7 protein-coding genes are annotated in these 10,000 nt (G+C 32.0%); 3 read left to right on the forward strand and 4 right to left on the reverse strand.

Annotation, left to right across the window (positions count from 1 at the left end):
- Positions 1 to 79: 79 nt before the first annotated feature.
- Positions 80 to 805, reverse strand: a complete 726-nt coding sequence (locus LDL23_RS00365; RefSeq protein ID WP_291263929.1) for an RNA methyltransferase — start codon at positions 803 to 805, stop codon at positions 80 to 82.
- Between the two features lie 36 nt (positions 806 to 841).
- Between LDL23_RS00365 and LDL23_RS00370 the strand changes: the two genes are divergently transcribed.
- The 3 genes from LDL23_RS00370 to accD are packed head-to-tail and all read left to right on the forward strand — an operon-like array spanning position 842 to position 5,417.
- Positions 842 to 3,391 carry a BamA/TamA family outer membrane protein gene (locus tag LDL23_RS00370; protein ID WP_291263930.1) on the forward strand — a complete coding sequence of 850 codons (2,550 nt, stop codon included), beginning with the start codon at positions 842 to 844 and terminating at the stop codon, positions 3,389 to 3,391.
- Between the two features lie 45 nt (positions 3,392 to 3,436).
- Entirely contained in the window at positions 3,437 to 4,504 is a 1,068-nt protein-coding gene (fbaA, locus tag LDL23_RS00375; RefSeq protein WP_291263931.1) for a class II fructose-bisphosphate aldolase, read from the forward strand.
- Positions 4,505 to 4,562: 58 nt separating this feature from the next.
- Positions 4,563 to 5,417 carry an acetyl-CoA carboxylase, carboxyltransferase subunit beta gene (gene accD / locus LDL23_RS00380; RefSeq protein WP_291263932.1) on the forward strand — a complete coding sequence of 285 codons (855 nt, stop codon included), beginning with the start codon at positions 4,563 to 4,565 and terminating at the stop codon, positions 5,415 to 5,417.
- A 49-nt stretch (positions 5,418 to 5,466) separates the two neighbouring features.
- Here the strand turns inward: accD and LDL23_RS00385 are convergent, their stop codons facing one another.
- From LDL23_RS00385 to LDL23_RS00395, 3 genes are all read right to left on the reverse strand, one after another.
- Complete coding sequence (locus tag LDL23_RS00385) at positions 5,467 to 7,677, reverse strand: TonB-dependent siderophore receptor (protein WP_291263933.1); 2,211 nt, start codon at positions 7,675 to 7,677, stop codon at positions 5,467 to 5,469.
- Positions 7,678 to 7,758: 81 nt separating this feature from the next.
- Positions 7,759 to 8,295 (reverse strand): hypothetical protein, encoded by a 537-nt coding sequence (locus tag LDL23_RS00390; protein WP_291263934.1) that lies wholly within the window; start codon positions 8,293 to 8,295, stop codon positions 7,759 to 7,761.
- A gap of 32 nt (positions 8,296 to 8,327) precedes the next feature.
- Positions 8,328 to 9,578: an ABC transporter permease gene (locus tag LDL23_RS00395; protein ID WP_291263935.1), complete on the reverse strand. Its 1,251-nt coding sequence runs from the start codon at positions 9,576 to 9,578 to the stop codon at positions 8,328 to 8,330.
- Positions 9,579 to 10,000 lie beyond the last annotated feature (422 nt).

The following is a 10,000-nucleotide window of genomic DNA, read 5'->3' on the forward strand; positions in this document are numbered from 1 at the left end:
CCAGGAAGCCCTTGGACAGGAAATGTGCAAGAAATGAAAACACGTGGCTTTTTCATCAATTTTGCATTCCACTAAAAAATTATTTTCGCTTAAATTCGCTTAAAATTATTGCGGTTGCAGTAGCTACATTAAGACTTTCTGTAACTTGAAGATTTCCAAATCTTGGAATAGCAATGCGATCTGAAACTAATTTTTCAACCGAAGTTGAAATTCCGTTGGCTTCATTCCCCATGATAATGATTCCTTCTTTGGGTAATTCTTCTTGGTAAATATTTTTTCCATCCATAAAAGTACCAAAAATAGGCAGTTTAGTTTGCGATAAAAACGTTTCTAAATTTCCATACACCACATTTACTCTACTGATAGACCCCATCGTAGCTTGCACTACTTTAGGATTATAAATATCTACCGATTCTTCAGAACAAAACAACGTTTCAATTCCAAACCAATCGCACAAGCGAATAATTGTTCCTAAATTCCCAGGGTCGCGAACATCGTCTAAAGCTACTATTAGCCCTTTTTCAACCATTTCTTTTGCTTTCGGAATTTTAAAAACGGCCAAACAAGTATTTGGAGTGGTTAAAGCACTTATTTTTTTTAATTCGGCTTCAGAAATGGCATGAACTTTGTCTTTTGAAACTGTAAGAAAATCTTGCTTTGTTGTAAACAAATCTTGCAATTCAAAGTTAGAATGTAACAATTCTTGAACTACCTTTACGCCTTCGGCAAAGAAAAGTTGTTCTTGTTTTCTATATTTTTTTTGTTGTAAACTCGTTATTAGTTTAATTTGGTTTTTACTAACCATAAAAATTGTATTTTTGACTAACTTTTAAAAAGTGCTTTGAGAAATAATTTATCAAAAATAACATTATTATTTGTAATAGGAACAATAATTTATTCGTGCTCGCAGGTTAAGCGAGTTCCCGAAAGTAAAAAATTATTGACCAAAAACGAGGTGTTCGTAAATGACGAATTGGCAAAGGAGGATCGCATTAATAATTTAGTAGTGCAACAACCCAATACTCGTTTTTTAAATTACCCTTTTGGTTTATTGTTGTACAATGCTGCAAAACCAAATCCAGATTCTTCTTACCAAGCTTGGTTAAATCGTAAACCAAATAGAATTAAAAGACTAAATCGATTTTTATCAGCAAAACAAGTAGCCAGATTAGGAAACTCTTTTTTTGTTAGTGGAATACACAATTTCATGAAAGAAACAGGGGAAGCTCCTGTAATTATTGACGAGAAAAAAGCAGATAAATCAAAAGATCGCCTTAGCGGTTATTATTACAACAGTGGTTACATCCGAAATAAAGTAACTATGGAAGTAGATTCTGTAGGAAAGAAAAAAGGAAAAGTAGTTTATAAAGTAACCACAGGAAAACCTTATTTTATTGATTCTATCTCAAAAAACATCGAGACGCCTGTTATTGATAGCTTATATTCGCTTCAAGAAAAAAAATCTTTTATTAAAAAAGGAGATCAATATAGTTACAATAATTTTGACACCGAAAGAAAAAGAATTACTCAATATTTAAGAAACAATGGTGTATATCATTTTCAAGAAAGCAATGTAAAATATGACGCTATTATTGATGATTCTGTTCAAAAAATGGACATCAATTTAAAAATTGAAGACCGTTATGTAAAAGATGGAGATACTTTGGTAAAACGTCCTTTTTCGATATATAAAATTAGTCAGGTTAATATTTTTACCAACAATACGTCTAAAAAGGAACGCAATCAATTTAATGATAGTGTTACGTACAAAAACTTCAATATTTATAGTGCGGGAAAATTAAAATACAAACCCAAAGCAATCACAAACGCCATTTTTATTGAAAAAGGGAAGTTATTTAGTGATAATGACAGAACGCTAACTTCTAAATCATTAAGTAATTTAAAAGTATTTAACTATCCAAATATCGAGTACATTGAAGACCCAAATGATAGTACAAATACTTCGCTTATTGCTAACATTTATTTGATGAGTAAACCAAAATACATTTGGCAGCCATCACTAGATGTTACTACATCTGATGTTCAAGAATTTGGGATAAGCGGAAGAATGTCTTTTACATGGCGAAACTTATTTAAAAGAGCCGAAATATTTGAGTTATCTGCAAAAGGAAATATTGGTTCATCAAAAGATTTAGCAAATCCAAACAATGTATTTTTTAACATTTCTGAATATGGTTTAGAAGGAAAGCTTAGTTTTCCAAGAATTGTTTTTCCAGTAAACACTCGAAATATCATTAAAAAAGAAATGTTACCTACTACTAATGCCAACATTGGTTTAACCAGTCAGCGAAACATTGGATTGGATAAAGAAAATTTAACCGGAGTATTTGGATACAATTGGATTCCAAAACAAAAACACACGCTTCGATTTGACTTATTAAGTATTCAATTTATTAAAAACTTAAATCCAGAAAACTATTTTAATGTTTACTCCTCTTCTTATAACACTTTAAATAATTTGGCTCAGACTTATAATGTTGATCCCGGCAATATTGTTGGCGATAATTTAACTCCACAAGGCGCCATAAATTTCATTCAAGATGTTCAAAATGGAGAAACTGCTTTAACTTCAAATGATAACGAATACAAAATTATTAGAAGTATTGGAGAAAGAAGAGAACGTTTAATTGAAAACAACTTAATTGTTTCTTCAGCATTAACCTTTTTTAGAAATACTAAAGCTAATTTATTAGACAATAATTTTTACTCCATTCGAACAAAAATTGAATCGGCAGGAAATGTATTGTCATTATTAGCTGATACAAAAAACGAACCTTTAAGTTCAAACGGAAACAAAACCATGTTTGGAATTGAATACTCCCAATACATAAAAGGAGAAGTTGATTTTATTAAGCACTGGGATTTTGGAAAGAAAAACACCTTAGCTATGAGAGCTTTTGCAGGATTAGCAGTTCCTTACGGTAATGCGCAATCGATTCCTTTTTCACGAAGTTATTTTTCGGGAGGTTCTAACGACAACAGAGGTTGGCAAGCATATAGTCTTGGACCAGGAAGAAGTGGTGGTGTTAATGACTTTAATGAAGCCAATTTTAAATTAGCATATAGTTTAGAATATCGTTTTAGAGTGGGAGGAAATTTCTACAGTGCTTTCTTTGCTGACATAGGAAATATTTGGAATTTATTTGATAACGTGACTGATAAAAACTACACTTTTAACGGATTTAGTTCTTTTGAAGACTTAGCTTTTGGTTCAGGAATTGGTTTACGATACGATTTTGATTTCTTTGTTTTCCGTTTCGATTTAGGCTACAAAGCTTACGACCCAGGAAGAGAAGTAGGCGACCGATGGATGAAAGGTGTGAACTTTAGCAAAACAGTGCTAAATTTTGGTATTAATTATCCGTTCTAATTTTTTAAATTATTATTTTTGCACAACTATATTAAACAATCAACTATGAGTCACAATATTAAACCTGGTGTTGCTACCGGAGATCAAGTACAAGAAATCTTTAATTACGCAAAACAAAAAGGATTTGCATTACCTGCTGTAAATGTTGTTGGATCTAGTACTATTAATGGTGTTTTAGAAACTGCTACAAAATTAAATGCCCCAGTTATTATTCAGTTTTCTAATGGTGGAGCTCAATTTAATGCAGGTAAAGGATTGTCAAACGAGAATCAACAATCGGCTATTTTAGGAGCGGTTGCTGGTGCAAAACACATTCACACTTTAGCAGAAGCGTATGGCGCAACCGTTATTTTACATACCGATCATTGTGCAAAAAATCTTTTACCATGGATTGATGGTTTATTAGATGCTTCTGAAAAACATTTTGCTGAAACTGGAAAACCATTATACAGTTCACACATGATTGATTTATCTGAAGAACCAATCGAAGAGAACATCGAAATTTCTAAAAAATATTTAGAAAGAATGAGTAAAATGGGCATGACATTAGAAATCGAATTAGGAATCACAGGTGGTGAAGAAGATGGTGTGGATAATTCAGATGTAGATAGCTCAAAATTATATACACAACCTAGTGAGGTAGCTTATGCTTACGAAGAATTAATGAAAGTAAGTCCAAGATTTACTATCGCAGCTTCTTTTGGAAATGTACATGGTGTTTACAAACCAGGAAATGTAAAATTGACTCCAAAAATTCTTAAAAACTCACAAGAATATGTTCAAAATAAATTCAACACAGGTCACAATCCAGTTGATTTTGTTTTCCATGGCGGTTCAGGTTCTACTTTAGAAGAAATTAGAGAAGCTATTTCTTACGGAGTTATTAAAATGAATATTGATACCGATTTACAATTTGCATTCACTGAAGGAATTCGTGATTACATGACATCTAAAATCGATTATTTAAGAACACAAATCGGAAGTCCAGACGGAGCTGATAGTCCAAATAAAAAACACTACGATCCAAGAAAATGGGTTCGTGAAGGAGAAGTTACGTTCAACAAACGTTTAGAACAAGCTTTTGCCGATTTAAATAACGTAAATACTTTATAATTAACATTTGATAATTGATAATTATGTAATTGTCAATTATTCATTATCCATTAAAATTATGGCTTGGTTTAAAAGAAAAGAAAAAGGAATTACAACAGCTACTGAGGACAAAAAAGATGTTCCTAAAGGCTTATGGTATAAATCACCAACAGGAAAAATTGTTGATACTGATGAATTAGCAAGAAACTTATGGGTTAGCCCAGAAGATGATTTTCATGTTAGAATTGGTAGTAAAGAATATTTCGAAATTTTATTCGACAATAACGAATTCAAAGAATTAGATGCGAACTTAACATCTAAAGATCCATTAAAATTTGAAGACACTAAAAAATATAGTGATCGTTTAAAAGACGTAATGGATAAAACGAAATTAAAAGATGCTATTCGTACAGGAGTTGGAAAATCAAAAGGAAAAGATTTAGTAGTTTCTTGTATGGATTTTGCTTTTATTGGTGGTTCTATGGGAGCTGTAGTAGGAGAAAAAATCGCAAGAGCTATCGACTATTCTATCAAACACAAAATTCCGTTTGTATTGATTTCTAAATCAGGTGGAGCGCGTATGATGGAAGCAGCTTTCTCTTTGATGCAGTTGGCTAAAACATCAGCAAAATTAGCGCAATTAGCTGAAGAAAGAATTCCATACATTTCATTATGTACTGACCCAACAACAGGTGGAACAACTGCTTCTTATGCTATGCTTGGAGATATCAATATTGGAGAACCAGGAGCATTAATTGGATTCGCAGGACCACGTATTGTAAGAGATACAACGGGTAAAGATTTACCAGAAGGTTTCCAAACGTCAGAATTCTTATTAGAGCACGGATTCTTAGATTTCATCGCTCACAGAAAAGAGTTGAAAAACAAAATAAACTTGTATTTAGATTTAATTCAAAATCAACCAATCAGATAAAAAAAATCCCGATAGTTTCCTATCGGGATTTTTTTTGTTCTTTATATTCTTAGAAAGTGTATTTAATTCCACCATAAATATTTCTACCAGGAGCGTTAATTCCTGAAGCAAATACTCTGTATTGTGTATCTAAAATATTCTCTACTCCTGCAAAAAGAGTTCCTCCTTTTAACACTTGGAAACCTGCTTTAAAATTATAAGTTTCCCAAGCTGGCATTCCATTAGCTGGCGCATATTGTGCATTATCTTCACCACTTGTTGAATAATCTTGAATGTCTTTTTTACCGTTATACAACATATAACCTTCTAAGTTAAGTTTATTATGTGTGTATGACAATCCTACTTTACCAAAATAAGGCGCAATATGATCTAATGGACGTTGTGAACCCTCTTCCACTACTCTACCAAGCGTATAATTGAAATTAGCACTAAATAATAAATCAGAAATGATATAAGCACTTACGTTAGTTGAAAATCCAGTAACAAAAGCTTTTCCTTTATTTTGATTCGCTTTCACTTGAGCATCAAATCCGTTGTAGTTAATAATACTTTGTCCGTTGTATGTAAAATCATCTGTTACAATGGCATCATACATTCTTGTATAGAAATACGTGCTTTCTAATTTTATTTTTTTAGAATCCGATTGAATAACAATTCCTAAATCTCCGGTTATGGTTTTTTCTGGTTTTAAATCTTCGTTTGGCACAATTAAAATTCCTAATGAAGAAGAAGATCCTGCTCTTGATTCAAACACTTTAGCTAAATCATCAATATTTGGCGCTCTAAATCCTGTAGCTATATTTCCTTTTAAAGCAAAGTTTTTTGACGTGTTATGTGTGATTCCTAAAGTTCCACTATAAGTGAAATTTCCCTGAGAAATATCAGAAAAAGGCAATGGAAAAACAGCATTATCAGCAATAGTACTTTTCAAAGTTGTATAACCTGCTCTTGCTCCAACATTCCAAAATGTTTTATCCGACATTTTTTCGTTGTAAGAAACATACAAATCATTACGCATCATATTGTTATCGCCGTTTGGATAACGCGTGTTGATGTCAGTTACAACTCCTGTATTAATATTATTAGCATAAGCCGTTGATTTTAAAGTTTCATAGTACGATTCAAAACCATAAAACAATTCTCCTTTAGTAAATTTCTTATCCAAATCTAACGAAACCGAAAACATATCTACATTCTCTTCGTTGTGTTGTAAATTGTAGTTTCCAAATCTTCTGTTATGACGACTTTCTTTTACATTTTGATAGACTACATTAATTTTTAAATCACTATTTAAAAACGCTTTTTCTTTTTGTAACGAATAAATCGCTAACAATCGATCTTGCGGACCATAATACCATTGTGCAAATCTCAATCCTGAACCAGCCGTTTCGGTTAATCTATCATAACGATTAATATCGGATGTCGTTGAATATTGCAAATTTAAACCGTGTAAATATCCTGAATTTGTTTTGTAGGCAAATTTCTGCATGAAATTATACTGCTTATAAGCCGAACCTACTTGGGTGTATTGATCACTATTAACGTTCAATTGATCAACGCCACCAACTGTTGAAACATAGTTAGGTCTTTCGCCAAAATAATCGCCATTATGATTTCGTTCTTTACCCATTTTTAAATCACCAAAATCATTAAAAGAAAAGAAAGTCATAGAAGCGAATTTTGAAGTGGCATAATTCAAATATAGAGCCGCTGATTTTTCTTCATTTACACTGCTATAACGCGTATTAACTCCTCCTGTGAACTTGTTATGTGCTTGATCTAAAAACTTAGCGTCCTTAGTTGTCATTGCTACTGCTCCACCAAGTGCATCACTACCAAATAACGTAGAAGAAGGACCATAGAAAACACCCACATTTTCCAACATATTTTCATCAACCGTAATAACATTTTGCAAATGACCTGCTCTAAAAATAAGGTTATTCATTCTAACACCATCAACTGTGATTAAAACTCTACTCGCTTCAAAACCTCTAATTACTGGACTTCCGCCACCTTGTTGCGATTTTTGCACAAATAATGACCCGGAATTAGAAAGCATTTCTGCCGTACTCTGAAAGTTTTGAAAGTCGATTTGTTTTGCCGTAATTACCTCAACTTGATTTGGTAACTGCGTATATTTTTTGGGAACTTTATTAGAAACAACCACTTCATTCAATTCAGTAGCAGTGGTATCTTGTGCCGTTTGTGAAAACCCTAAAAAAGGCAATAACACTACAGCATAAAAAATAATTTTTTTCATTTTTATGGATTATTTATTCTAACTTAAACATGTATTTAATAACGAATTACTTTATAACAGCATCCTAATTAATTAAAAAGATTAAGAATAAATATTGGGTGGAGGCAAATCTAAAATTAAAGACTTTGATTGATAAAAATCATCACACATATTAACCACAATAGTATGATTTTTATCTATAAAGGGTAACCATGAAAAAACAGGTGGCAAATAAAGCGATTTATAAAACTTATAAACTAAATTTTGTTTCTCTTCAGACTCTGAATCGTTCTCAAAAACACCAACCAAAAGATCATCTAATTGTTTGTTTAATTTCGTTTCTTTAAAATCCCACCAGCACCAATACTTAATAGAGTCTTTTGAAACTACTTTATCCACAACATCATACATTTGATTGTTGAATTCAAACTCTTTAGAATGTTTCCACTTTAATTTACTAGTTGTTTCAGCTTTGGAAAATTTTAGAAGAACCAATTCCTTTTTATCAATTCCCGCAATCATTTTCCATTTCACTTCTTTTTTAACAACGCGCTTTCTTTGTTGAAGCCAAGAATAGGTTACAACAGCAGGCGCTATCAACATAAATAGCAAAAAGATACTAATGATTTGCTTTTTCAATTTGGGATATTAATCTCCAAATATACTAAAAATTACATTCCGCTTCGAATGGCTTCTACAGGGTCTAATTTTGAGGCCGAAATTGCAGGAATAATTCCAGAAATCAATCCAATTAACGCTGCTAAACCAGAACCTAATAACATATTTGCGGCACTCAAGACAAATTCAAAATCAAGAGCTGCTGAAAGTCCGATGGCAATAATCCAAACTAAAAACATTCCTACAATTCCGCCAATTAATGAAAGAATTACCGCTTCAAACAAGAATTGAAACAAAATGAATTTATTTTTAGCCCCAAGAGCTTTTTGAATTCCGATTAAATTGGTACGTTCTTTTACCGATACGAACATGATGTTGGCAATTCCAAAACCTCCTACCAAAAGCGAAAAGGCACTGATAATCCAACCAATCATATTCATTTGTCCTACGATATTATCAATAAAATCGGTAAAACCTGACAATACATTAAGGAAGAAATTATCAATATCTCCCGTTTTTACTCCTCTAAAATTTCTCAGTTTTTGAGTTAATTCCGCTTTAAATTCTTCAATATCAACTCCTTTTTCAGGCTTTATTAAAATTGCAGAACGCAAAGCATCATTTTCATCGCCATACATTCTTCTTAAAAAATTCACTGGGAAAAATACGGCCACATCATTACTATCACCAAACATGCCTTGACCTTGTTTTTTCAGCACACCAATAACGGTTAGTTTTTGTCCGTACAAACGAATTTTTTTTCCAATAGGATCTCTATTTTCAAACAACCCTTTTGCTACTTCACTTCCAATCACAATAACTGGGCTACCTGAATTGGACTCGGCTTCATTAAACAAACGCCCGGTTTCAATTTTAACAGGTTCAATATCGAAAAATTCCTCCGTTGAAGGTTTCATTCGAATAGAATTCACCGTATTGGATTCGTATTTTACACTTTCGTTTCTAGCAAAGAAATTAAAAGAAATTTTTTCAATACTAGGAACACTTTTTTTCAAATATTCAAATTCATCGTAAGTTACTTTCGGAAATTGTTCTCTTTTCCAACGAGGCACTTCAGACGGACCAAACGAAAAATTCATTAAGTAAATGGTATTCATATCCATATCACTCAAATCTTCCTTAATTTTTTTATCCATAGAATCTACCGCAGCCAACACCGCAATAATGGAAAAAATACCAATGGTAACGCCTAACAACGACAAAAGTGTACGCAATTTATTGTTGCGCAACGCGTTAATGGCAAAACTGAAACTTTCTGAAAGTAATCGTAAATATAAAAGCATAATACTGAGCTATTACTAATAAGTAGAGCAACGAGGGAAAATGTTACAGTTGGAGGGAATTTATTTATATTTGAAGAAAAAAACAATGCTAAATGAAAATCTAATTTTAAGCATTTTATTTGGGCTAGCCTCATTTCTTTACTACCGAATTCATAAATGGTGGTTATCGGGTCGTGATGAGAATCCAATATTTTTTAAATTTGGCACAAAGGTTAGTGTAATTCAAAATTGGATTATCATATTTTTTTTAGCAATAACTTCTTTTGGATTTTTGATAAAATCAATAATATAATTAGTCTATATAAAATGGCATTTCAAGAAATTAATAATTATTTAGCTCCTACAGGACTGATAATAATCGGATTAATAATAAAATTTTCTAAAAACAAAGAGTTTTTTGGAGCTTTTAAAAATTTTTGGCT

This window comes from Flavobacterium sp. (genome assembly GCF_020217025.1).
In the GTDB taxonomy this organism is placed as follows: Bacteria; Bacteroidota; Bacteroidia; order Flavobacteriales; family Flavobacteriaceae; genus Flavobacterium.